This is a genomic window from Mesorhizobium sp. 1M-11 (genome assembly GCF_001303895.1).
Lineage (GTDB): Bacteria > Pseudomonadota > Alphaproteobacteria > Rhizobiales > Rhizobiaceae > Mesorhizobium.
Window position 1 is genome coordinate 86,493 of the sequence record NZ_LJSD01000054.1, and the last position, 24,315, is coordinate 110,807.

Below are 24,315 nucleotides of genomic sequence, written 5' to 3' on the forward strand. Positions count from 1 at the left end.
CCAGCGCTGCAGAACAGGCATCATCGTTGCGGCCAACCTCCTTCTCCCCGTTTACGGGGAGAAGTGCCCGGCAGGGCGATGAGGGGCAGTGCCGTACTCGCGCCGTAAGCCCCTAGCCTTAGGTGTCGATGCGCTTTCTGTCAGTCAACGCAGCGGCGGGGCGTACATCAGGCCGCCGGCATTCCAGAGCTTGTTGATGCCGCGGTCGATCTTGAGCGCGCTCGACTGGCCGAGATTGCGCTCGAAGATCTCGCCGTAATTGCCGACTTTCGAGACGATGTTGTAGGCGAAGCGCGGATCGAGCCCGAGCTGCTTGCCATTGTCGCCATCGGCGCCGAGGAAGCGCTTGACCGCCGGGTTGGCGGAGGTGAGCCCGGCCTCCGCCGTTGCCTGGGTGACGCCCAGCTCTTCCGCCTCGAGCAGCGCAAACAGCGTCCAGCGCACGATGTTGAACCATTTGTCGTCGCCCTGGCGCACGGCCGGTCCAAGCGGCTCCTTCGAGATGATCTCCGGCAGCACGGTATAGCCATCGGGATTGGCCAGCTTGAGACGCTGCGCGTAAAGTGCCGAGGCGTCGGTGGTGTAGACATCGCAGCGCCCGCTGTCGAAGGCCTTGATGATGCCCTCGGCGGAATCGACCACCACCGGCTCATATTGCAGCTTGTTGGCGCTGAAATAGTCGGCGGTGTTCTGTTCGGTCGTCGTGCCCTGCTCGGCGCAGACGGTGGCGCCGGAAAGCTTCAGGGCACTGTCGACATTGAGGTCCTTGCGCACCATGAAACCCTGCCCGTCATAATAGGCGGTGCCCACGAAATGGATGCCGATGCCGGCATCGCGCGACAGCGTCCATGTCGTCTGCCGCGACAGGAGATCGACGGTGCCTGACTGCAGGGCGGTGAACCGCTCCTTGGTCGACAGCGGCACGTAGCTCACCTTGTCGGCATCGCCGAGTGCTGCGGCGGCAACGGCACGGCAGAAGTCGATGTCGAAGCCGTGCCATTTGCCGGCATCGTCCGGGGCCGAGAAGCCGGCAACACCCTGGCTGACGCCGCAGGTGACAGTGCCGCGCTGTTTGATCGTATCGAGCGTATCGGCCTTCGCCGGCACGGCTGCTGCCGAAGCCGTCATAAACGCTGCTGCAAAAAGATGTGTCTTCATGGTCTCCTCCCTGTTGTTCTGAGCAATTCCAGGAAAAGTGTGAAACGGTTTTCCGTCCGGAATTGCGTGAAATAAGAAGTTGGTGCGTTTCCGCGTTTCCGTGAAAAACGGAAACGCTCTAATGCAAAGCCTCTCCTGACGCCGGTGCTGACACACCGTCGTTGATCCTGTTTCCTGCCGTGAACTGCCCGGCGGGCAACACCGCCGGGGAGAAGTCTCAGCGCTAGCGCGTCGCCAGCACCTCGCCGAATGTGTCGTCCAATGCGCTGACCAGGTGGTCGGCATTGGCGCGGCTGAAGATCATCGGCGGGCGCATCTTCAGCACATTGTCATGCGGACCCTCGGTGCCGATCAGCACGCCCCGCGCGCGGACGCCGTCATTGATGCGTCGTGCCAGCGCCGTTGCCGGTTCCTTGGTCTTGCGGTCTTCGACCAGCTCGATGCCGAGGAAGAGCCCCATGCCACGCACGTCGCCGATGATGTCGTAGCGCGTCTGCAATTCGCGGAAGCGCTCGATCAGATAGGCGCCGATGCCTGCCGCATTCTCGCGCAGGCGGTCGCGCTCGATGACATCGAGCACGGCAAGGCCGGCCGCGCAGGAGACCGGGTTTCCGCCGAAGGTGTTGAAATACTCCATGCCGTTGTTGAAGGTGGCGGCGATCTCCTTCGTCGTCACGAGCGCTGCCATCGGGTGGCCGTTGCCGATCGGCTTGCCCATGGTGACGATGTCCGGCACCACGCCCTGCGTCTCGAATGCCCACCAATGGCTGCCGACCCGGCCAAAGCCGACCTGCACCTCGTCCGCGACGCAGACGCCGCCGGCAGCGCGAACGAGTGCGTAGACTTCCTTCAGATAACCCTCAGGCAGGAAGACCTGGCCGGCGACACTCGGGATGGATTCGGCCATGAACAGGGCCGGCGCACGACCCTGTGCCTTGATCGCGGCGATCTGCTCGGCAATGCTTTCGGCAAAGCGGCTGGCATGCTCGGCGACCGGCCAGTCTGCCGGCGCACGATAGCTGTCGGGGATCGTCGCCTCGAACACATGCGCCGGCCGGCCCTTGCCGCCCTTGCGTTTGTATTTGTAGGGGCTGAGGTCGATCAGCTCCTGCGTCGTGCCGTGATAGGCCCAGTCGAGCACGATGGCGTCGCTGCGCCCGGTATGGGTGCGAGCCATGCGCAGCATCAGGCTGTTGGCCTCGCTGCCCGAGCAGGCGAAGGATGCCACCGAAAGCTCTTCCGGCAGCGTCGCCGTCAGCCGCTCTGCATAGGTGACGATGGCGTCGTGCAGGTAGCGGGTGTTGGTGTTGAGTTTGGCGGCCTGCCGGGAAATCGCCTCGACCACGTCGGGATGGGCATGGCCGAGATGGCAGACATTGTTGAAGCAGTCGAGATAGGCGCGGCCGCGGTCGTCGATCAGCCAGGCGCCTTCGCCGCGCACGAACTTGATCGGCTCCGAATAGGAGATCGACAGGTTGGGCAGCAGCGAGGTCTTGCGCGCGGCTACGATCTCAGGGCGGCTGCGGCCGGTCTGGACGAAGGTCTCCGGCGGGATGCCGGCGAGTTCGGCGGCGTCGGGGAAGAGCTCGCGCCACACGTCGAGATAACGTGCTTCGCCGACGCCCAGAATCTCGCGGGCAGACAGGCTGGCGTCTGTGGAGATCTGGAAATGCAGGTGCGGCGCCCAGCCGCCGTTCTGCGCGGCCACGCCCATCTCGCCGACGACATCGCCCGCTTCCAGGCGCTGGCCGGGCTTCAATCGCGATGCCGCCTCATGGGCGAGATGCCCCCACAGCGTAACGAAGGCTGGGCAGCCTTCCGGCGCATGCTCCAGGGCGACGAGACCGCCGTAGCCCAGCGGATCCGTCTCGATCTCGACGCTTTTCACGGTCGCGGCGAGCGGCGTGCGCACCTTTGTGCCGGCCGGCATGAACAGGTCGAGGCCGAGATGATGGATGCGGCGTTCCTGCTCGACGAAGCGCGACTGGAACATGTCGCTGGCATAGACGGTGCGCACCTCGCCCCAGGGGCCGATGCCGAGTTCGATGCCGTGTTCGGCTGAGTGGGCGTCCCACCAGGCGCTGGCCTTGGCCGGCTCCTGCGCCGCCGACGCGACGGTCATCGGATGCTGCGGATCGCCATACGGCACCAATTCCTTGACCAGGGTCGCCGGATGGCGGTCGAGGAGCGGCGCAAACGTCTTGGCGTGGGCGGCAATCCAGGCTGTGACGGCGCGCGCACCCGGCACGGCATCGAAACCGCAGGCGTGGCGCAGGATCGCGGTGGCGAAGCTGCGGTTCATGGCGCCCAGCCGGCGCAGCATGCGCCAGGCCGGTGCCTCGCTGATGGCGAGGTAAGGATTGTCGCCTGCCTCCTGCCGACGTAGCGCCGACAGGGTCACGCTGGTGACGAGGCGCATGGCGATGAGGTCGAAGAGAAGATCGATCTCCTCCTCGCGCAACGGGTATTCGGCGTGGAAACCGGCGGTGAGCTTCGCTGCCGCGCCGATCGGATCTTCGGTGTCGAGGATGGAATAGGCGCAGGCCACGGCCAGTTCGGCGATCAACGGCGCATGGAGCGCGTCGCCGAAGTCGATCAGGCCAGCGACGTGCTTCGGATCTGCGGCATCGACCAGGACGTTCCAGTCATTGGCGTCGTTGTGGATGACCTGAGCACGCAGCCCCGGCAGGCGCGGTGCCACCTGGGCATCGAAGCGATCGAGGAACCGCTCCAACAGCGCCCGGTCATTGGCGTCGCTCACATGCGTCAGGCGGCGGCGGGAAGCGCCGGCACGACGGATATCCCAGTCGAAACTGCGCAGCGCGCCGGGATGAATGAACCCTTGCAGCGCGCGGTCGAGCTTGCCGAGCGCGCGGCCGAGGCTGTCGAGCGCTTCAGGCGAACGTTCAGCTTCAGCCAGAGGCTGCCCCGGCAACCAGGAAACCAGCCGCAAAGCGTGGCGGGTGCCATCATTGGCCGCCGCGAAAGCGAGCGAGGTGTTGTCCAGCGTCTTCTTCAGCGCGGGCACGGCAAGGTCGACCCCGCTGGCGGCGAGATGATCGAGCAGCGCGGTCTGGAACTCGCTCTCGCCACGCGGCTCGCTGGCGTTGACCACTTTCAGGATCCAGTCGCCGTCTTCCGAAGACAGCCTGAAATTCTGGTCGCGCTCGCTGTCGAGCGAACCGACGGAGCCGGACACGCCGAAGTGGCTGGCGGCAAGCGCCTTCGCCTCGATCAGCGAGAAATTCGGGGCCGGGTGAGTGATGTTGGTCATTGGAAGTCCGGATTTGATCTTCAAGGAGCTTGGCACGAGCGGAAAAATCGGGCATCCGGCAAAGCGTCGGTGAGACCGGCACTATGCCTGCTTCGACCGGCATATTAACGGTGAGCGGAAATCGCCATGAAGGAACTCGACGCGAAGGACCGGGATATCCTCGCCATCCTGTCCAAGGAGGCTCGGATCCCCTTGAAGACGTTGGCCGCCCGCATCGGCTTGTCGCGCAGTGCCACCAGTGAGCGCGTGGCGCTGCTGGAGAAAAGCGGCGTCATCCGGGGCTATCGCGCCGACATCGGCCAACTGGAGCAGAACCAGCTTTCCGCCTTCCTGATGGTGACCCTGGTGCGCACACCGTCCATCGGCATGCTCGACCTGCTCGCGCGCCATCCGGAGGTGCGGCGGGTATCCTCCATTTCAGGCCAGGTCGACCTGATGGTCGAGGTGGAGGTGCCGTCGATCGACCGGCTGAACACGCTGCGCGACGAGATCGCCTCGCATGAAAGCGTCGAGGACCTGACCTCGCTGATCGTGCTCAGGCGCGATATCGAGCGGCAATAGGCGCCAGGCAATTCTGAGGAACTCACCTATGAAAATGCCAGCGATCGCCTTTCTTGTCCTTGCCGTTGCGATCTCGCCGGCCGCAGCTCAGGACTTCAAGGTTCCGAAGAAGTACGAAAGCCAGTTCATGGGCCAGGTGATGTCGCTGTCACTGGCCCAGCAGTGCGCCGCCTATGTCAAGACGCCCGGCATACTGGACGAGATGCGGGCATCGCTGCTGAGGTTTGCAGGCAAGGTGAAATGGCAGGCCCCGCAAGCCAAGGTGAACAAGCTGATGGCCGATTCCAAGGCTAAGGTGAACGGCCCGATCGGCCTCGAAACGCCGGCAAGCTGCTCGGACCTGCTGCGCGATCTCAGGAAGAGCAACGGCAAGAAGGGCTGAGACTACTCTTCCCTCTTGTAGAGCAGGGCAATCGCATGCGCTGCAAACGCCCCTTCATTGGTGCCAAGAACGCCTCTCCGTCGCCGCTTCGCGGCGCCACCTCTCCCCGCCTTCGGCAGGGCGAGGAACCGCAGTTGCAACGTCGGCGCTTTTCCAGCCTGGGTTCCTCGCCCCCATGAAAATGGGGGAGAGGTGGATCGCCCAAAGGGCGAGACGGAGAGGGGGACTTCGCAACCCTATGCGATTACCCTGCCGTAGGAAGAGCGCGAACCTAACGCACGCCCTTCGCCGCCGCGCGGCCGGCGCTGCGGCCCGAGAAGATGCAACCGCCGAGGAAGGTGCCTTCGAGAGCCGCATAGCCGTGCACACCGCCGCCGCCGAAGCCGGCCACTTCGCCCACGGCATAGAGACCCTCGACTGGCTGGCCGTCGGCGCCCAGCACCCGGCTGTCGAGATCGGTGTGCAGGCCGCCAAGCGTCTTGCGGGTGAGGATGTTGAGGCGCACCGCGATCAGCGGCCCGTTGGCGGGATCGAGCATCTTGTGCGGCTTGGCGGTGCGGATCAGCTTGTCGCCGAGATAGCTGCGGGCGCCACGCAGCGCGATCACCTGCATGTCCTTGGAGAAGGGATTGTCGAGCTGCATGTCGCGGGCACGGATCTCGCGCTCGACCTCAGCCACATCGAGCAGCGGCTCGCCACCGGCCAGCGCGTTCATGCGCGCGACCAGCGCCGGCAACTCGCGCTCGACGATGAAGTCCTCGCCCTTGTCGAGGAAGGCCTTGACCGGGCCGGGAATGCCCGACGTGGCGCGCTGCAGCACCTGGCGCCAGCTCTTGTTGGTGAGATCCGGGTTCTGCTCCGACCCCGACAAGGCGAACTCCTTGCGGATGATCTTCTCGGTCAGGATGAACCAGGAATAATCGAAGCCGGACCTCATGATGTGGGCGAGCGTGCCCAGCGTATCGAAGCCGGGATAGAGCGGCACCGGCAGCCGCTTGCCGCGCGCATCCAGCCACAGCGACGACGGACCGGGCAGGATACGGATGGCATGGTCGGTCCAGATCGGCGCCCAGTTCCTGATGCCCTCGACATAGTGCCACATGCGGTCGCGGTTGACGATCGAACCTCCGGCGCTTTCCGTGATCGCCAGCATGCGCCCGTCGACGTGGTCCGGAACGCCGGTGATCATGCGCTTCGGCGCCTTGCCCAGTCGCTCCGGCCAGTTCTGCCGCACCAGATCATGATTGCCGCCGATGCCGCCTGACGCGACGATGACGGCCTGCGCCTTGAAGGCGAAATCACCTGTTGCCGTGCGCGAGCTCTTTTGGCCACGCCCGACGCTGCTTTCCTCCAGCACCTCGCCGCGCACGCCATCGACTGCCGTGCCGCTTCTGGTCAATTCGCTGACACGGTGCCGGAATTTGAACGTGACCAACCCCCGTTTCGCAGCCTCTTGCACCCGCAGCACGAAGGGCTCGATCACGCCCGGGCCGGTGCCCCAGGTGACGTGGAAGCGCGGCACCGAATTGCCGTGGCCGACGGCATTGCCGCCGCCGCGTTCGGCCCAGCCGACGACGGGAAAGAACTTGATGCCGCGCTCGGAAAGCCAGGCGCGCTTTTCGCCTGATGCGAAGCCGACATAGGCCTTCGCCCATTCACGCGGCCAATGGTCCTCCGGGCGGTCGAAGGCGGCCGTACCCAGCCAGTCCTCCAAGGCAAGGTCGTGAGAATCACGGATGCGCATGCGCCGCTGCTCCGGCGAGTCGACCAGGAACAGCCCGCCGAACGACCAGAAGGCCTGGCCGCCGAGCGACTGTTCCGGTTCCTGGTCGAGGACAAGGATTTTCCTGCCCGCCTCCGCGAGCTCGGCCGCCGCGACCAGCCCAGCCAGGCCGGCGCCGACGATGATGACATCCGCGTCGTAAGCCAACATCCCCTCCCATCGTTGCGTCGTTTCCCGGCCTTTCCTCCCAGCCAGGGCAACGTAGCTGTCAGACCGTCTCCCAGCCTTCCTTGTCGCCGGCGCGGAAGATCGCGTCGATGACTTTCTGGTTCAGCACCGATTCCTCCAGCGTGAAGACGCGGTCACCGCCGCCAAGTGCTGCGCGCACGAAAGCTTCGGCTTCGAGCTTGTACTGCTGCACGCCCGGGAAGCGGAATATCTGCGCCTCGGCATGGTTCTGGTTGTGCAGCTCGACACGGTGGTGATCATAGACGCCGGCGTTGAAGGGCGACGCCACTTCGATGAAGCCCTTGTCGCCGTGGAACACCATCGACTGGCGCCCGGCCATCTGCGTCGAAACATAGAAGGACAGTTCGAAGTCGCCGAAATCGGCGCGCACGGATGAATAGACATCGGTGCCGAAGGTCTTGTCGCGCTCGATCGTCGCCTGCACCCGCACCGGCTCCCGGTCAGCCGCAAAGCGCGTGGAGACGACTGGATAGACGCCGATGTCCAGCAGGCCGCCGCCGCCGAGATCGAGCTGGTTGCGCATGTTGGCGGGATCGACATTGTAGTAGGTGAAGCAACCCTGCACCTGGCGCAGCCGCCCGATCGCGCCACTGGCGATCAGCTCGCGCACCTTGATCCATTGCGGATGATAGATGACCATGAAGGCTTCGCAGACCAGCACCTTGTGCCGGTCGCGCAGCGCAATCAGCGGTGCGATGTCCTTGGCGTCGAGCGCCAGCGGCTTCTCGACCAGCACGTGCTTCTTCGCCTCGATCGCCTTGGCCGCCCATTCGACATGCTGCGATGTCGGCACGGGAATGTAGACCCCGTCGACATGCGGCGACGCCAGCAGTTCGTCATAGGAGCCGAAGGCGTGCGGCGCGCCGAAACGATCCGCCAATGCCCGGGCCTTGCCAACGTCGCGGCTGGCCACGGCGGTCAGCACGCCGTTGCTGGAATCGGCGATGGCCGGCAACACCTGCTCGCGACCGATCTTGGCCGTCGACAACACACCCCAACGAAACATCCGGCATTTCCTCGCAAGATTCTGTGCTCGCGAGACTTGCGCGAAACGCGCTGAAAAACCAGTGCCGTTGCGGCAACTTTCCGGCAACAGCCTAGCCGCGCCGGCCCGAAAGCGTCATGTCGAACTCGACGACGTTGGAATAGATCGGCGTGCCGACATCCATGCCGTAGCGCGAGCGCAGCACCTTGCCGGTGACACGGAAGGTGATGGTGCCGCCACGAAAGGATTTGAGTTCGGCCTGGAACTTCTCCGGCATGGTCTTGCCACGGGCCGTGAGATTGCCGGTGATCGTTGCCGATGTCTCGCCGGTACGCCGCACGCTGGTGGAGCGGAAGCGGATCTCCGGGTCATTGGCGGCATCGAAGACGGCGTCCGAGCGCAGGAAAGCGTCGATGCGGCCCTGGCCGGTCCCGACGCTGGCGGGCATGATGGTGATGTTGACCTCGGAGCGGTCGGCGCTGGCATTGTCAACGCGGATGTTGCCGGAGAAACGCGCGAAGGCACCGTCCAGGCTGCCGCCGCCGGTCTTTCCGATCGAAAAGCGGATGCTGGACCCCGCCTGACTGATCGTATAGCGGCCACCCGCTTCGGAGAGCGAGGTGGCAGCGCGAGCGGCGGGAATGGCGATGGCAATCGCGGCGAGCGTAGCGGCAACGGAATTGCGAATTGGCATCGGAGCTTCCCGGCTGAATGGCGGCACCCACAACGTCAACGCACGACGAAAGGCGTCTATTCCGGCTTGTCGCCATCACACCGGCGTGAGGGCGAGATCATGCGCACCAGAACAGTGTCTCCGAGCCAGAAGTGATGCCGCAATGCGGCCAGCGCATGCACCGCTACCAGGCCGACCGCTGCGTAAGCCAGATAGGCGTGTGTCGCCCCCCACCAGGCTTCGCTCGCGTCCGAGACAGGAACAGGCAGGTTGGGCATCACGAACAGATCGAACGGCATGCTGGGGATTTCCAGGACGGAAGCCGACACCAGCGCCCAGCCGGTGAGCGGCGGGGCGAATTGCAGTGCATAGAGCGTGAAATGAGCGATCGGAGCTGCCCGCCTCTCCAGAAGCCCGGTTCCGGCGGGAAGTCGTGGCGTGACATTGGCGAGCCGCCAACCGAGCCGCAGCACGACAAGGCCAAGCAGCAGGAAGCCGATCGACTTGTGCAGCTGGATGAGTTCGAAGGCGCTGCGCTGGCTGGTCATACGAACCATGGCGAGGCCAAGCGCGATCTGGGCGATGAACAGCAAGGCGATAAGCCAATGCAGCAGGATCGCGATCCAGCCGTAGCGAGCCTGTGTGTTGCCGATCAAAAGCGCCATGCCAGATGAACGACCGAGAGGCGGTCAATCATCCCGGTCTCGCCAGCGGAAGAAATCGACGAAGGCCCGCAGCGCCGGCCGCATCTGGCGGCGGCTCGGATAGTAGATGAAGAAGCCGTCGAAGGGCGGACACCAGTCCTCTAGCACCCGCACCAGGCTCCCGGCTGCCAGCGCCTGTGCGGCATACTCCTCGAAGACGAAGGCGAGGCCGGCGCCGTCGATGGCCGCCCGGACGATGGCGCTGTCGACGCCGAGGATGAGCGGCCCCTGTACCGGCAACTCGATCTCCTCGCCGTCCTTTTCGAATTCCCAGCGATAGAGCACCCCGCTCGAGAAGCGGAAGCGGATGCAGCGGTGGCCGACCAGGTCGCGCGGGTGTTTCGGCTTCGGCATTCTGGCGAAATAGGATGGGGCCCCCACGACGGCGCTGCGGATCTGTGGGCCGATGCGCACGGCAACCATGTCCTGCTGCAGGCTTTCGCCCAGCCGCACACCGGCATCGAAGCCACCTTCGACGACGTCGGTGAAACGATCTTCGATGACGACGTCGAGGACGATCTCGGGATAGGCCTTTGCGAAAGCTCCGAGCTTCGGCGCCAGCACAAGGTTGAGGGCTGTACGCGGCACGGTCAGCCGCAGATTGCCGGCAGGACGGTCCCTGGCCTCGACCGCCGCCTCCAGCGCCAGATCGATCTCGGACAGTGCCGGCCGCAACCGTTCGAGCAGCCGGGCACCCTCTTCGGTCGGTGCGACCGAGCGTGTGCTGCGCGCCAGAAGCCGCACGCCGAGGCGGGCCTCCAGACTGGACACGGCATGGCTGACGGCCGAAGGCGCGATCGCCAGGTCGCGGGCGGCGCCACGGAAGCTGCCTCTGTCCGCCACGGCGGCAAGCACGGCAAGCTGGGCGAGATGACTGCGATCCATTGTTCTGACTTCAAGATTGGCAATTGTTCTAATTTTTAGAACAGCTCGTACACTTATGAAGTAATTATCGAACATAAGGCAAGGCGCTATCTCTCTCGCATCGCAACCATTGAGACCAAGGAGCATCGCGATGCAGAAGCGTAAACTCGGAACCGAACTCACAGTCTTCCCCGTCGGCCTCGGCTGCATGGGCATGAGCTTCGCCTATGGCGGCCAGGAGGAGGCGGAAGCGATCCGCACGCTCCGGCACGCCGTCGACATCGGCGTCGATTTCTTCGACACGGCGGAAGTCTACGGCCCCTTCGACAACGAGATCCTGGTCGGCAAGGCGCTGAAGCCGATACGCGACAAGGTGACGATCGCCACCAAATTCGGCTTCAAGATTTCCGAGCAGGGCAGCGGCATCGAACGCATGATCGGCGTCGACAGCCGGCCCGAACATGTCAAGGCCGTCGCCGAAGCATCGCTGCGCCGGCTGGATACCGATGTCATCGATCTCTTCTACCAGCACCGGGTCGACCCCAATGTGGCGATCGAGGACACGGTCGGCGCGATGGCGGAACTGGTGAAGGAAGGCAAGGTACGTGCGCTCGGCCTTTCGGAAGTGAGCGCCGCAACACTGCGCCGCGCCCATGCCGTGCATCCCATCGCCGCCGTGCAAAGCGAGTATTCGCTGTGGAGCCGTGATCCTGAAGAGGAGATCCTCGACGTCTGCCGCGAGCTCGGCATCGGTTTCGTGCCCTACAGTCCGCTGGGACGCGGCCTGCTGACCGGCACGATCAACAAGCCGGAGCAGCTTGGCGCAGACGACTGGCGTCATACCTTGCCGCGCTTCCAACCCGAAGCGCTGGACGCCAATGCCAAGGTCGTGGCCGTGCTGGAACGCTTCGCCAAGGAAAAAGGCGTGACGGCAGCCCAGCTCGCTTTGGCCTGGGTGCTGCATCAGGACGACTTCATCGTGCCGATCCCCGGCGCCCGCAAGATCCATCACCTGGAGCAGAATGCAGGAGCAGCCGCGATCGCACTGACCGCAGCGGAAGTCGCCGAAATCGGCAACGCGCTGTCCCCCGACAAGGTTGTCGGCCAGCGCTACACGGAAGAAGCGCTGGCGCTGGTCAACGGCTGATCGGCTGTTATCTGCTCGGTCTTTCCTTCTCCCCTTGTGGGAGAAGGTGGCCGAGCCGGAGGCGAGGTCGGATGAGGGGTGTTGGACGGAGAGTTGCGTTCCCGATTATCTGCCTAGTTTGATGCTAAGCATATGATTCTGCTAAGCCTCATTTCTTCCAGCACCCCTCATCCGTCTCGGCGCTACTCCGGCGGCAAAAGCCGCCGTTGCCGATCCACCTTCTCCCACAAGGGGAGAAGGGACATGCAGCGTTCGCCGCTCGCCACAGCTTCACCGTGATCTGAGGCCCGGCTAGCCGCGCTGAACCACCAGGAAAAGAGCTGTAATCAACAGCACGAAGAGCCCGGCCGCGGCCGCGGCTATACCCAAGAGAGCGAACCAGGTCCGCACATTGCCGAGGCTTGGCCGCTGGCCGTCAGCTCCCTTTGTGCCGAGAAACGCCCAGGCTCCGAGGCCAACCGGCGTAGCGCCTCCGACGATCATCGCCACCGCTCCTTCCTGAGCAGTGGTTCGCCAGATCATCCCGAACAGGTAAATGCCGGCGATCGTTCCAGCGATGAGGGCGCCGAGGATGAGAAGAATGCGCATTGTGTGCCTTTCGACGACGCAGAACCTGTAAGCGATCGGGTCACCACGGCTCGACCGTGATCTGAGGCCACAGCCCCACGGCCCTCTCGCCCTTGGTCCTGTGGGTGTCGCGATTGTCCATGACCTTGTTCGGCGTGATGCGGAAGGAAAAGATGTCGTCGAGTCCGAAAGGGGCGACGACCTCGAGAGCGTCCTCCGGTGTCAGGCGCACGCCCACCGCATGGGTGCGCGAGGCGAAGTAGCCGAGCGCCTCGGCGCTGGAACGATAGGCCGGGCAGGCGCGGCCGAAACGGTCCGGATACCAGAGATGCACCCGCGCCTGGTTGCGCACTTCCACAGGCAGCGGCAGGCGTTCGAAATGCGCCGTCGCGCGGCGAATAACGGCGTCCTCGGCCTCGTAGGAGAGGTCCGAGCCGTCGCAATAGAAGAGATCGACGTCCTTGATGCCGTGGCCCGGCGGCTTGCCTGTCAGGCTGTTCCAGACGCTGTTGTAAATCGCGCCAGAGACGACCATCCCGTCCGGCAGGTCGAGGCCGCGGCTCAGCATGAGTGCCTCCCAGACGATCGGGTCGGCGCGAAGGATAGCCTTCAGGGCAGCAGCCTGCTCGGCAAAGGGCAGGCCGGAATGGCGCAGGTGGTTCATGGACCGAGATGACGGCGATTCGTCGGTTTGGGCAACGCAACGTCACGCCAAAAGCAGTTGCGGCCCGCGATGTCTCGCGGGCCGCAACACTTTTCCCGGGATTGCTCCAAGATTAAGCAGTCGCTTCCTGGATCGCCGACAGCTTCCAGTCGCCGCCGCGTGGACGCGTGAAGGTCCACAGCTCGGTCGTCTCGGTGAGTTCCTCGTCGCCCTCAACGATCTTGCCGGTCTTACGGTCGCGCATCACGTCGACCGACTCGTAGCGGAAGGCCGCGGTGGCGTAATCCTGGTTGTCCTCGCGCCAGGCTTCGGCGATGTCGGCCTGGACCAGATGTACGTCGGCAACGTCGTTGCGGACACCGTTCTGGGCATTTTCGGCCAGCTCCTCCGAGAAGTAGGACACCATTTCGGGCGTCGTCAGGCGACGCAGGCCGGCATGGTCTTCCTTGGCGAAGGCGGTCTGGACTTCGTCCAGCATGCGCTCGAACCTGTCGAGATCGTCCTTTTCCAGTTCGATGTCCTGCGAGGCCGGGGCCGACTGGGTCCCGAAGCCGGGGATGGAGAACGAGCCCGCGCGGCCATTGCCGGCAGGACGCTCGTCCTCTGCAGCATCACGGTTGGCCATGCGTCCGAACATCTCGCGGCCGTCCGGGCCGCTGGCGGCGGGTCCGCTCGCTGTCGCGGTCGCCGGTGTTTGGCGCGAGCGGAAGAAGCGCAGCGCCAGCATGACGACGAGGCCGACCAGCAGGAGCTGCACGATGAAGCCAAGCGCGCCGGCCATGCCGCCGAAGCCGTATCCGAGCAACGCGCCCAGCAAGCCGCCGATCAGGATGCCGCGCATCAGGCCGCCGAAACCACCGAACAGGCCGGGGCGCTGCTGCGCCATATTAGGCTGCTGCTGCCGCGTGGTCGCGGTCGGTCCGGTGTTCGGCGTCATCGAGCGCTCGACCGGAGCGGTCGTGTTCGGCGCGGTGCGTGTCGGCGGTGCCGACTGGAACGTGCGTGTGCCACGGCTGCCGAAGCTGCCGCCGCGCCGGGCGTCGGCGAAATCGGTCGACACCAGCGTAAACGCCATCAGAAGCGTGGCCAACAATGCGAATGAACGTGTCTTGCCAGAGATCATCGGGTCCTTCTCCCACAACCCGCTCCGGTGAGTTTTTTGAAAAAGCGGGCCCAATTCAGCGGTCCGACATCACGTCGTGTCTTGCACGAACGTCAGAGGGGCCCGGCCCGCGCATGGGATGTGGGAGGCGGACGGCTGCTTTGCAAGGGCGGATATGCCGAAATCGGTCGAAGCGAGCCGCGAACTTTCGCCGTCAGATCATTTCCAGCGGCACCTTGCGGCGCGGCGGTGGGAAGACCGCGTCGAGTTCGGCGAGATCCGCCTCAGTCAGGACGAGATCGGCGGCCGCGCGATTGGCGCGCACATGCTCTGGCTTTACGGCTTTGGGAATGGCGATGACGCCCTTGTGGCGCAGCACCCAGGCCAGCGCCACCTGTGTGGTGCTGACACCGTGACGCCCGGCGATCGCGGCAAGCCTGTCGTCGCCGGTGAACCCGCCCTGCCCGATCGGCGAATAGGCCATCACCGGAATGCTCGCCTGCTGCGAGGCCGGCAAAAGATCGAACTCGATGCCGCGGCTTTCCAGATTGTAGAGCACCTGGTTGGTCTGCACGGCGGCGGCGCCGGACACGTCTGTCAGCTCCCGCATGTCGTCGACATCGAAATTGCTGACGCCCCAATGGCCGATCTTGCCGGCAGCCTGGAGCACCTCGAAGGCTTCGACCGTCTCGGCCAGCGGCACGCCACCGCGCCAATGCAGCAGGTAGAGATCGATATGGTCCGTACCCAGCCGCTTCAGGCTGGCCTCGCAGGCTGCGATCGTGCGCTGGCGCGAGGCATTCGACGGCAACACCTTTGAGACAAGGAAGACCTCGGCGCGGCGCCCGGCAATGGCGTCGCGCACCACCTCCTCGGCGCCACCCGAGGCATACATCTCGGCGGTGTCGATCAGCGTCATGCCGAGATCCAGGCCAAGCCGCAGCGCCGCCACTTCGTCAGCCGCGCGGCGCCTGTCCTCGCCCATGTACCAGGTGCCCTGGCCGAGCACCGGAACATCGACGCCGGCGGGAAGTCGTGTGGTACGGATCGCCGGCATCGTTTTTCTCCCTTGGAACAGGACCTGTCAGGTCCGCAGCACGCCGCCGGTCTGCTTGGCAACGTTTTCGACCACGCGCTTGGCGAGCGCTTCGAAATCCTCGTCGGTCAGCGTCTTTTCCACCGGCTGGATCGAGATCTCGATGGCGATCGACTTCTTGCCGGCGCCGAGCGCTGCCCCTTCGAACACGTCGAAGACGGAAACACCGGTGATCAGCTTCTTGTCGGCGGCAAGGGCGGCCCGCGTCAGCGTACCAGCCTCGACCGTCTTGTCGACAACGAAGGCAAAGTCGCGCTTCACCGCCTGGAAGGCCGAGAGCTCCAGCTTCGGCTTGGTGCACGTCGGCTTGGCCTTCGGCTCCGGGATGGCGTCGACGAACACCTCGAAACCGCAGAGCGGGCCGGAAGCGTCGAGCACCTCCAGCGCGGTCGGGTGGAACTCGCCGAAATGACCGAGCACGACCTTGGGGCCGAGCTTGATGACGCCGGAACGGCCCGGGTGGTACCAGGACGGGGCACCCGTCTCGATCTGCAGCCGGTCGACTGGCGCGCCGCAGGCTTCCAGCACCGCGAGGGCGTCGGCCTTGGCATCGAACACGCCGACTCCTTGCGCATTGCCGGCCCAGTGACGGCCGGAACCGTCGAGCTTCGCGGTGCCGCGACGCACGCCGGCGGCGACACGACGCTGTGTTTCCGGCGTATCGCCTTCATAGGTGCCGGAAACCTCGAACAAGGCGACATCACTGAAACCGCGATCGGCGTTGCGCTGTGCCGCGGCGACGAGGCCAGGCAGCAGCGACGGCCGCATGTCGGACATTTCGGCGGCGATCGGGTTCGCCAGCTTCAGATGCTTCTGGCCACCGCCGAACAACTCGGCGTGCTTGGCCGGGATGAACGACCAGGTCACCGCTTCCATCATGCCGCGCACGGCTAGCGCGCGCTTGGCGGCGCGGGTGCGGATCTGCAGCGTGGTCAGGATTTTGCCGTTGACGACGCCATGGCTGGACAAAGGCTGTTGCCGGATCTCGTCGACGCCGTGGATGCGCATCACCTCTTCGACCAGGTCGGCCTTGCCGTCGACGTCCGGGCGCCAGGACGGCACCGCGACCTCGACCACGTCGCCATCGCCCTTCACGACGAAGCCGAGGCGGGTCAGGATATCGAGGCTCTCCGCCTTCGGCACCTCGATGCCGGTCAGGCGCTTCACCTCCGACACCGGGAAGGAAACCACCTTCGGCGTGAAGCCGGTCTCGCCGGACACTTCGACCTCGGCCGGCTCACCGCCGCAGAGGTCCATGACCATGCGTGTGGCGAGCTCGATGCCGGGGCTGTTGAAGACCGGATCGATGCCGCGTTCGTTGCGATAGCGCGCGTCGGTGATGATGCCGAGCGTGCGGCCGGTGCGCGCCACGGTCAGCGGCTCCCACACGGCCGCCTCGATCAGCACATCTTTGGTGTTCTCATCGCAACCCGAATGTTCGCCGCCCATGACGCCGGCAATGGATTCGACACCGTTGTCGTCGGCGATGACGCACATGTCCGAGGTCACCGCATAGGTGCGGCCGTCGAGCGCCAGCACGCTTTCGCCTTCCTTGCCGCGCCGGACCACCAGGTCACCCGCGACCTTGGCGGCGTCGAAGACGTGCAGCGGACGGCCACGATCGAAGGTGATGTAGTTGGTCATGTCGACCAGGGCGTTGATCGGCCTGAGCCCGATCGCCATCAGCCGCTGCTGCAGCCATTTCGGCGACGGGCCGTTCTTGACGTTGCGTACCAGCCTGAGCGCGAAGACGCGGCAGAGATCCGGCGCTTCGATCCTGACTTTGACCGGGGTGGCGCCCTTGCCTGCAACCGGCTCGACCGGCGCGGTCTTCAGCTTGCCGAGGCCCGATGCGGCGAGATCGCGCGCGATGCCGTAGACGCCGGTGGCTTCCGGATGGTTCGGCGTCAGGTTGATCTCGATGACCGGATCGTCGAGATGGGCATAGGCAGCGAAGGATGTGCCGACCGGCGCATCCTGCGGCAAATCGATGATCCCATTGTGCTCGTCCGACAATTCGAGCTCGCGCTCGGAGCACATCATGCCGTGGCTTTCGACGCCGCGGATCTTGCCGACCGACAGAGTGACGTCGATACCGGGCACATAGGTGCCGGGCGCAGCGAAGGCGCCGATCAGGCCGGCGCGCGCGTTCGGCGCACCGCAGACCACCTGTACCGGGGCGCCGGAGCCGATGTCGACGCTCAACACCTGCAGCTTGTCGGCGTCCGGATGCTTGGCAGCCGTCAGCACCTTGGCGATGACGAAGGGCTTCAGCGCCGCCTTGTCGTCGACCGCTTCGACCTCGAGGCCGATCGAGGTCAGACGCTCGACGATCTCGTCCAGCGTGGCATCGGTTTCCAGATGATCCTTGAGCCAGGAGAGGGTGAATTTCATGGGTTCACTCGTTTCGTATCGTTGCGGTCGAGCACTTCCACCAGCCGGAACCGCTCACAAACCAGAATCATCTCGGGCGAATAACCGCCATTGCGGGCGAAATAGGCTTCATGCGCCTCACGCCAGTGGTCGTAAGACAGGTCGCCTTCGCCCTCTTCGCGCGCAAAGGCGGCGTCGACCTCGTCGAAGCGCTTCATCTCCACAGCCATCGTCTCGATGACCGCCGCACGGCGGCCCTGGCCATCGAGCACGACGTCGCGCCGTCCAACCGCCGGAACCGGCTCGTGATCGCCGAAGTCGCGCAAGGCGCCGCAGGTCGCGGTCTTGCGGCCTGCCAGCACCAGCGCCAGCAGTTCGTCCGCCAGTTCCGGACTGTCACCGAAGGTGAAGGTCACGGCCTTGGCATAGGGATCGGCAACGGCATTCATGTGCTGAGGCCGCCGAACAGCGTCGGCATGTCGAGCGGGCGGAAGCCGTAATGCGACAGCCAGCGCACATCGGCGTCGAAGAAGGCGCGCAGGTCCGGCATGCCGTATTTCAGCATGGCGATGCGGTCGATGCCCATGCCCCAGGCGAAGCCCTGGTATTCGTCCGGATCGAGCCCACCGGCGCGCAGCACGTTGGGATGCACCATGCCGCAGCCGAGGATCTCCATCCAGTCGTTGCCTTCGCCGAAGCGCACTTCGCCCGGACGCGAGCGGTCGCACTGGATGTCGACTTCCAGGCTCGGTTCCGTGAACGGGAAGAAGGACGGGCGGAAGCGCATCTTCAGGCTCGGAACCTCGAAGAAGGCCTTGCAGAATTCTTCCAGCACCCAGCGCATGTTGGCGACGTTGGCCGTGCGGTCGATGACCAGCCCTTCGAGCTGGTGGAACATCGGCGTATGGGTCGCGTCCGAATCCATACGGTAGGTCTTGCCCGGGATGACGATGCGGATCGGCGGCTTCTGCACCTCCATGGTGCGTATCTGCACGGGAGAGGTATGGGTGCGCAGGAGCCTGGCCTCGTTGCCCTCGGCCGCCTGCAGGAAAAACGTATCGTGCATCTCGCGCGCCGGATGGCCGACGGGGAAGTTGAGCGCGGTGAAGTTGTAGTGGTCGGTCTCGATGTCCGGGCCTTCGGCGATCGCGAAGCCCATGTCGCCGAAGATGGCGGCGATCTCGTCGACGACCTGGCTGATCGGGTGGATGCGGCCGCGCTCCGCCGGCGACTGGCGCACCGGCAGCGTGACGTCGACCGTCTCGGCGACGAGGCGGGCGGCAACGGCGGCGTTCTTCAGCTCGGCCTTGCGTGCAGCCAGCGCCTCGGTGACGCGGTTCTTCAGCCCGTTGATCGCCGGGCCCTGGACCTGGCGCTCCTCGGCGGTCATCGCGCCCAGCGTCTTCAACAGCTCCGAGACAGAGCCCTTCTTGCCGAGGGCAGCGATGCGCACGGCCTCGATGGCCTGCTCATCGGCAGAAGCTGCGATGTCGGCAAGCAGCGCGCTCTCCAGGACTTCGAGATTTCCAGCGTTGGCGTTCACGATAAAACTCTTTCGATCGGGACTACGCGGCAGCCGATGCGAGCTGCCTGATAGCCAATTTGATTATTTCGAGCGCGACATAAGAAAAAACCCGCGCCAGCCGTGCCAGCGCGGGTTTCCCAAATCAGATTTCGAAAAGCTTGGGAAGACGCTGGTCTTTAAGCGACAGCGCTTTCAAAAGCATTCGGGGTGGTGTTCTTCAGGTATTCGAGCGCGACCTTGGCCTTGCCGACGAGCACGGCGAAAGCCTGCGGCTCGTGGATAGCCATGTCGGACAGGACCTTGCGGTCGATCTCGATGCCGGCCTTGTTGAGACCGTCGATGAAGCGGCCATAGGTCAGGCCGTGCTCGCGGACAGCGGCGTTGATGCGCTGTACCCAGAGCGCGCGGAAGTTACGCTTGCGCGCCTTGCGGTCGCGATAGGCGTACTGCAGCGACTTCTCGACCGCCTGCTTGGCGATGCGGATGGTGTTCTTGCGACGGCCGTAGAAACCCTTGGCGGCTTTCAGGACCTTCTTGTGCTTGGCGTGGGCGGTAACGCCTCTCTTTACGCGTGCCATGTCATGATCTCCTTAAATTGGGGCGCAGCCGGCTCAGAGGCCGTTCGGGAGGAAGTTCTTGATGACCTTCTTGCCATCCGGTTCAGCAAGAACCATCGTGCCGCGGGCATCGCGAATGAACTTGTTGCTGCGCTTGATCATGCCGTGACGCTTGCCGGCCGCAGCCGACAGGACCTTACCGGTCGCAGTGATCTTGAACCGCTTTTTGGCGGCGGACTTGGTCTTCATCTTGGGCATTTTGCTACTCCTATGCGAGGGCTTGAAGCACCTCTTGTTGTTGTTTCCGGACCGACCAAAGCCTGGAAAGCAAATGAAACCGCCACGGCATGCCCTGCCGGGCGGTTTTTCTGGAACGCGGCCCTATACTGCAAAGACGCCGGCCGCGCAATCCCCGCCGACGCTCCGGCATCAATACAGCCAGAACAGGATCGGGACCAGCTCGTTCTCCTGACCCTCCTCGATCAATTCGAAGAAGGGGATGGCAGCCAGGAACATCAGCCCATCGCGCAAGGTGAGATTGAAGATGCGCGTGGTGAACGTCACTTCGGTCTGATCCCGGTAAAGAAAGGGATTTGGCAGAAAACGCGGTACGCGCCGCAGATAATCCTCGTAAGGCGCGCCGAGCACGGACTTCAGATAACGCTCTTCCCGCAAGACGACGATTTGAAACGCGGCCGCGCAGAGCAGCGTGGAAGCGATCGTCACCACCACACTGCCGGTCTGGGCGCCAATGCCGGCGGCCGCGATCGTGGAAAAGAAATACAGCGGATTGCGCATCACCGAATAGGGGCCGGTCGAAATCAGCTCCGCCGATTTCCGCCCACCGATGTAGAGGATCGACCAGAGCCGGCCACCAATGCCGACGAGGATCAGGGCAAGGCCAGTCGATTCTATCCGCTCATGCGTGAGTTCGTCATGCAGTGAACCACTGAAGACGAGCAATCCGAAGAAAACAGTGATCAGGACAGCAAGACCGCCGCGCCGTCGGCGCTGATAGCGCCCCAATGCCTCGAGCGCCTCGGATGATGGGGTAGTGGGCATGGGAAGAACCCGACCGCAGAACTGCGATCGCGTTGTTATTGGACCCGTTTGCGGAATTTGTCGGGCCTGTTTGTGGAATTTACCCGGTCTGTTTGCGGAGGAATCGTGGCGGTCAGGGCAACCGGAAAAGAACCGGCAGCGTGCCTGAACCTTGCGCGTTTTCGATCAGCTCGAAGATCGGCATGGCGGCCAGGAAGACCAGGCCGTCGAGCAAGGTGTTGAGCAGGAGGCGCGGCCGGAAGGAGCCGGTATCGCCTTCCTGGTAGAGCGAGAGCTTGGGAATGAAGCGCGGCACGCGGGCGAGATAGGCCTTGTAGGGCGCCCCGAGTTCATCCGTCAGGAACCGCTCCTCGCGCAGGATCACGATATGGAACGCGCCGGCGCAGAGCAGGGCAAAACCGACTGTGGCAACCAGCGAACCCATCTGCGCGCCGACGCCGGCGGCGGCAAGCGTCGAGAAGACATAAAGCGGATTGCGGGTGATCGAATACGGCCCACCCGTTACCACCTCATGCGATTTGCGCCCGCCAATATAAAGCGTCGACCACAGGCGCCCGACGATGCCGAGAAACATCATCAGGACGCCGACCATCTCCACGGTTTCGTGGATGAAGCTCTCGGGCGGATAGACGGCCTCTCCGAACAGCAGCGCCGCAAACATCGCAACGATGACGAAGGCAAGCACCAGGCGCCTGAGAGACTGGTAGGCGCCAAGCGCGCGCCGGGCATCCGTCTCCGCAATTTTGTCGTTCATGTTCAGAAGTCCGCCGAGTGTCGCGATGTCGGCGACAAATCACCGAGTTGAGGCAGGAAAAAGGCGCCCCACCGAGGGTGGGGCGCCTTCATCTTGGAACAGGCTGGTACGGCCACGGTCAACGCGGCGCCAGCACCATCATCATCTGGCGGCCCTCAAGCTTCGGCTCGGCCTCGACCTTGGCGATGGTGGCGACTTCCTCACGCACCTTGTTGAGAAGCTGCATGCCGAGTTCCATATGCGCCATCTCGCGGCCACGGAAACGCAGCGTCAGCTTGACCTTGTCGCCTTCCTCGAAGAAGCGGCGCACGGCGCGCATCTTCACGTCGTAGTCGTGGCTGTCGATGTTGGGGCGCATCTTGATCTCCTTGATCTCGATGACGCGCTGGTTCTTGCGAGCCTCGGCAGCCTTTTTCTGGTTGGCGTATTTCAGCTTGCCGAGGTCGAGAATCTTGGTGACCGGCGGGACGGCGTTGGGCGAGATCTCGACCAGATCCAGCCCGGCTTCCTCAGCCAGCTGCAGTGCTTCGTTGATGGAAACGTCACCGCGGTTCTTGCCTTCTGCGTCGATAAGCTGGACGCGGGGGACGCGGATATCCCGGTTTGCGCGCGGGCCATCCTTCGTGGGCGCCGCTGCTTTGAAAGGTCTGCGAATTGTCGTGGTCTCCTCGAGCCGTTGGCGTTCTGGGATTCAGTTCAAATTTTGCTTTGGCGCGTCAATGTGGTGACCGCGCGGCGCGAGTCAATAGCACAGGCGCGACAACAAATCACCTGTTCAGGCAATTTAGTCCTACTGTTGCTTTCTGAACCAAGCAAAGAACTGAACAGCGGTCTTTTCGCTGCGCCTCGGCCATGTCAAGAAGCGCGACCCCAGAACACTGCACGTCATTATTGGGACGCGGGTTCTGACATTTTGAAGCTGCGCATCGGCCTGGCAGGCACGATGCGCCAGGAACCGCGCCATGCAACCGACCGCTCCCGAATTCCTTGATGTCGACGGCATTTCCATCGCCGTCCGCCAACAGCCCGGCAAAGCACCGGGCGTGATCTGGCTCGGCGGCTACAAGTCCGACATGCTCGGCACCAAGGCCGAGACGCTGGCCGACTGGGCCGACAGGAGCCGCCACGCCTTTTTGCGGCATGACTATTCCGGCCACGGCGAATCCGGTGGCGACTTCAACGAAGGCACCATCTCGACCTGGCTTGCCCAAAGCCTCGCGGTCTTTCGTCAGCACGCCAAAGGCAAGCAGATCCTGGTCGGCTCGTCGATGGGCGCGTGGATCGCCTTGCGCATGGCGCAGGAACTGCGCAAGGCGGGCGACGACCGTGTCGCCGGACTGGTACTTCTGGCGCCTGCGCCCGATTTCACCGCCGAGCTGATCGAACCGACGCTGACCGACACGCAGCGCCGCGATCTCGCCGAAAAAGGCTTCTTCGCCGAGCCGTCCGAATATTCGGATCAGCCTTATGTCTACACGCGCGCGCTGATCGAGGACGGCCGCGACAACCTCGTGATGACCGGCCCGATCGACACGCATTGCCCGGTTCACGTGATCCAAGGCCTGGCCGATCCGGATGTGCCGCACACCCATGCCTTGAAGCTGGTCAGCCACCTGCCCGCCGACGACGTCACGCTGTCGCTGGTGCCGGAAGGCGACCACCGCCTGTCGCGGCCGCAAGATCTGGAACTGCTGGTCCGCGCCGTGGAAACGCTGGTCGAGCGGATCCGCTGATGCGCATTTCCATCCCGATATCCGCTTTCGTCGCGGCGATCGTCGGCTTCGGCGGAACGCTTGCCATCATCATCGCGGCCGCCAATGCCGTCGGCGCCACGCAGTTGCAGACGGCGAGCTGGGTCACCGCGCTGTGCATTTCGATGGCGGTCGAGACCGCATGGCTGTCCTGGCGCACCAAGATGCCGATCATCAGCGCATGGTCGACACCTGGGGCGGCACTGATCGCGGCATCGAGCGGCTTTTCGATCGGGGAAGCCGTCGGCGCCTTCCTGATCGCCGGCGTGCTCCTTGTGCTGACCGGCCTGCTCAAGCCGCTGACCCGGCTGATCTCGAGAATCCCCGCCTCGGTGGCATCCGGCATGCTGGCCGGCATCCTCGTTACCTTCGCACTCAATGCCGTCAGGACTGTTCCCGTCGACCCCTGGCTTGTGCTGCCGCTGATCGCGGCCTTCTTCCTGATCAGGCTGTGGAACCCCTCGCTGTCCGTGCTCGCGGTTCTGATCGGTGGCGGGTTCGCCGCCTTTGCGACTGGCCGCGTCGGCAGCCTGCCGACACCCGAACTTTCGACGCTGACGCTGATCGCACCCGTCTTCACCGCCAAGGCGGCGATCGGGCTGGCATTACCGCTCTATCTCGTCACCATGGCCTCGCAGAACCTGTCGGGTCTCGCCGTGCTGCGGGCAGCCGGCTACCACCCCGAACCTGGCCCGTTGATCGGTTTCACCGGGCTGGTTTCCGTTCTGCTCGCGCCGTTCGGCGCCTCGACCTCCAATCTTGCCGCGATCTCGGCGGCGATCTGTACCGGACCGGACGTGCATCCGGACCCTGCCGAGCGCTGGAAGACCGGGCCTTTTTATGCGCTCGCCTATGTTGTCTTCGCGATCTTCGGCGCCTCGCTGGTGGCGATCTTCGCTGTGCTGCCGCAGAGCCTGATCGTGCTGGTCGCGGGCCTCGCCCTGATGGGGCCGCTCACCAATGCGCTGACCATCTCGCTCAAGGACGAGCATGAACGCATGGCCGCCACGACGGCTTTTGCCGTCACCGCCTCGGGTCTCACCCTGTTCGGCGTTGGCGCCGCGTTCTGGGGTCTTGTCGCCGGCATGATCGTGGTCCTGCTCGATCACGCAAAAAATCGTTAGGCTTTACAGCCGGTTGCCCG

24 protein-coding genes are annotated in these 24,315 nt (G+C 64.3%); 5 read left to right on the forward strand and 19 right to left on the reverse strand.

Features of this window, described 5'->3' with window-relative positions:
* Window positions 1-144: 144 nt before the first annotated feature.
* Both AO692_RS23855 and AO692_RS23860 read right to left on the reverse strand, forming a co-directional pair.
* Complete coding sequence (locus AO692_RS23855; RefSeq protein ID WP_054312556.1) at window positions 145-1,158, reverse strand: amino acid ABC transporter substrate-binding protein; 1,014 nt, start codon at window positions 1,156-1,158, stop codon at window positions 145-147.
* 223 nt (window positions 1,159-1,381) lie between these two features.
* Entirely contained in the window at window positions 1,382-4,432 is a 3,051-nt protein-coding gene (locus tag AO692_RS23860; protein WP_054312557.1) for an aminotransferase class III-fold pyridoxal phosphate-dependent enzyme, read from the reverse strand.
* A gap of 126 nt (window positions 4,433-4,558) precedes the next feature.
* Here AO692_RS23860 and AO692_RS23865 point away from each other — a divergent pair, with 126 nt between their 5' ends.
* Both AO692_RS23865 and AO692_RS23870 read left to right on the forward strand, forming a co-directional pair.
* A complete protein-coding gene (locus tag AO692_RS23865; protein WP_054312558.1) occupies window positions 4,559-4,993 on the forward strand; it encodes an Lrp/AsnC family transcriptional regulator in 435 nt (144 codons plus the stop codon).
* A gap of 28 nt (window positions 4,994-5,021) precedes the next feature.
* Window positions 5,022-5,375 carry a hypothetical protein gene (locus AO692_RS23870; protein WP_054312559.1) on the forward strand — a complete coding sequence of 118 codons (354 nt, stop codon included), beginning with the start codon at window positions 5,022-5,024 and terminating at the stop codon, window positions 5,373-5,375.
* Between the two features lie 271 nt (window positions 5,376-5,646).
* On the opposite strand, the gene AO692_RS23875 is transcribed toward AO692_RS23870, so the two are convergent.
* The 5 genes from AO692_RS23875 to AO692_RS23895 all read right to left on the reverse strand — a co-directional run bounded on the left by AO692_RS23875 (window position 5,647) and on the right by AO692_RS23895 (window position 10,594).
* Complete coding sequence (locus tag AO692_RS23875; protein ID WP_054312663.1) at window positions 5,647-7,305, reverse strand: FAD-binding dehydrogenase; 1,659 nt, start codon at window positions 7,303-7,305, stop codon at window positions 5,647-5,649.
* 61 nt (window positions 7,306-7,366) lie between these two features.
* Window positions 7,367-8,353 carry a Gfo/Idh/MocA family oxidoreductase gene (locus tag AO692_RS23880; protein WP_054312560.1) on the reverse strand — a complete coding sequence of 329 codons (987 nt, stop codon included), beginning with the start codon at window positions 8,351-8,353 and terminating at the stop codon, window positions 7,367-7,369.
* Window positions 8,354-8,444: 91 nt separating this feature from the next.
* Entirely contained in the window at window positions 8,445-9,026 is a 582-nt protein-coding gene (locus AO692_RS23885; RefSeq protein WP_054312561.1) for a YceI family protein, read from the reverse strand.
* A 56-nt stretch (window positions 9,027-9,082) separates the two neighbouring features.
* Window positions 9,083-9,670 (reverse strand): cytochrome b, encoded by a 588-nt coding sequence (locus AO692_RS23890; protein WP_054312562.1) that lies wholly within the window; start codon window positions 9,668-9,670, stop codon window positions 9,083-9,085.
* Between the two features lie 24 nt (window positions 9,671-9,694).
* The gene (locus AO692_RS23895) at window positions 9,695-10,594 is read right to left on the reverse strand and encodes a LysR family transcriptional regulator (RefSeq protein ID WP_054312563.1); all 900 of its coding nucleotides are present in this window, start codon (window positions 10,592-10,594) and stop codon (window positions 9,695-9,697) included.
* A gap of 130 nt (window positions 10,595-10,724) precedes the next feature.
* Between AO692_RS23895 and AO692_RS23900 the strand changes: the two genes are divergently transcribed.
* Complete coding sequence (locus AO692_RS23900; protein ID WP_054312564.1) at window positions 10,725-11,720, forward strand: aldo/keto reductase; 996 nt, start codon at window positions 10,725-10,727, stop codon at window positions 11,718-11,720.
* Between the two features lie 291 nt (window positions 11,721-12,011).
* On the opposite strand, the gene AO692_RS23905 is transcribed toward AO692_RS23900, so the two are convergent.
* The 12 genes from AO692_RS23905 to infC form a co-directional block, all read right to left on the reverse strand.
* Complete coding sequence (locus AO692_RS23905; protein WP_054312565.1) at window positions 12,012-12,308, reverse strand: hypothetical protein; 297 nt, start codon at window positions 12,306-12,308, stop codon at window positions 12,012-12,014.
* Window positions 12,309-12,348: 40 nt separating this feature from the next.
* The gene (locus AO692_RS23910) at window positions 12,349-12,951 is read right to left on the reverse strand and encodes a nucleotidyltransferase family protein (protein ID WP_054312566.1); all 603 of its coding nucleotides are present in this window, start codon (window positions 12,949-12,951) and stop codon (window positions 12,349-12,351) included.
* A 112-nt stretch (window positions 12,952-13,063) separates the two neighbouring features.
* The gene (locus tag AO692_RS23915; protein WP_054312567.1) at window positions 13,064-14,074 is read right to left on the reverse strand and encodes a Tim44 domain-containing protein; all 1,011 of its coding nucleotides are present in this window, start codon (window positions 14,072-14,074) and stop codon (window positions 13,064-13,066) included.
* A gap of 193 nt (window positions 14,075-14,267) precedes the next feature.
* Window positions 14,268-15,110 (reverse strand): aldo/keto reductase, encoded by an 843-nt coding sequence (locus AO692_RS23920; protein WP_054312568.1) that lies wholly within the window; start codon window positions 15,108-15,110, stop codon window positions 14,268-14,270.
* Window positions 15,111-15,137: 27 nt separating this feature from the next.
* Window positions 15,138-17,543, reverse strand: coding sequence for a phenylalanine--tRNA ligase subunit beta (gene pheT, locus AO692_RS23925; protein ID WP_054312569.1), 2,406 nt, complete (start codon window positions 17,541-17,543; stop codon window positions 15,138-15,140).
* On the reverse strand, window positions 17,540-17,971 hold the full coding sequence (locus AO692_RS23930; protein ID WP_054312570.1) for an ASCH domain-containing protein: 432 nt from the start codon (window positions 17,969-17,971) through the stop codon (window positions 17,540-17,542). The genes pheT and AO692_RS23930 overlap by 4 nt, the downstream gene beginning before the upstream one ends.
* Entirely contained in the window at window positions 17,968-19,065 is a 1,098-nt protein-coding gene (gene pheS / locus AO692_RS23935) for a phenylalanine--tRNA ligase subunit alpha (RefSeq protein WP_054312571.1), read from the reverse strand. Before pheS ends, AO692_RS23930 begins: the two co-directional genes overlap by 4 nt.
* Before the next feature lie 158 nt (window positions 19,066-19,223).
* On the reverse strand, window positions 19,224-19,625 hold the full coding sequence (gene rplT / locus AO692_RS23940) for a 50S ribosomal protein L20 (RefSeq protein WP_024924238.1): 402 nt from the start codon (window positions 19,623-19,625) through the stop codon (window positions 19,224-19,226).
* A 33-nt stretch (window positions 19,626-19,658) separates the two neighbouring features.
* Window positions 19,659-19,862, reverse strand: a complete 204-nt coding sequence (rpmI, locus tag AO692_RS23945) for a 50S ribosomal protein L35 (protein WP_027166935.1) — start codon at window positions 19,860-19,862, stop codon at window positions 19,659-19,661.
* Between the two features lie 171 nt (window positions 19,863-20,033).
* Window positions 20,034-20,666, reverse strand: coding sequence for an isoprenylcysteine carboxylmethyltransferase family protein (locus tag AO692_RS23950; protein WP_054312572.1), 633 nt, complete (start codon window positions 20,664-20,666; stop codon window positions 20,034-20,036).
* 112 nt (window positions 20,667-20,778) lie between these two features.
* Window positions 20,779-21,420 (reverse strand): isoprenylcysteine carboxylmethyltransferase family protein, encoded by a 642-nt coding sequence (locus AO692_RS23955; RefSeq protein ID WP_054312573.1) that lies wholly within the window; start codon window positions 21,418-21,420, stop codon window positions 20,779-20,781.
* 118 nt (window positions 21,421-21,538) lie between these two features.
* Window positions 21,539-22,075, reverse strand: a complete 537-nt coding sequence (gene infC, locus AO692_RS23960; protein ID WP_082407524.1) for a translation initiation factor IF-3 — start codon at window positions 22,073-22,075, stop codon at window positions 21,539-21,541.
* A gap of 307 nt (window positions 22,076-22,382) precedes the next feature.
* Between infC and AO692_RS23965 the strand changes: the two genes are divergently transcribed.
* Both AO692_RS23965 and AO692_RS23970 read left to right on the forward strand, forming a co-directional pair.
* Window positions 22,383-23,153 carry an alpha/beta hydrolase gene (locus AO692_RS23965; RefSeq protein WP_054312575.1) on the forward strand — a complete coding sequence of 257 codons (771 nt, stop codon included), beginning with the start codon at window positions 22,383-22,385 and terminating at the stop codon, window positions 23,151-23,153.
* Entirely contained in the window at window positions 23,153-24,295 is a 1,143-nt protein-coding gene (locus AO692_RS23970) for a benzoate/H(+) symporter BenE family transporter (protein WP_054312576.1), read from the forward strand. The genes AO692_RS23965 and AO692_RS23970 overlap by 1 nt, the downstream gene beginning before the upstream one ends.
* Window positions 24,296-24,315 lie beyond the last annotated feature (20 nt).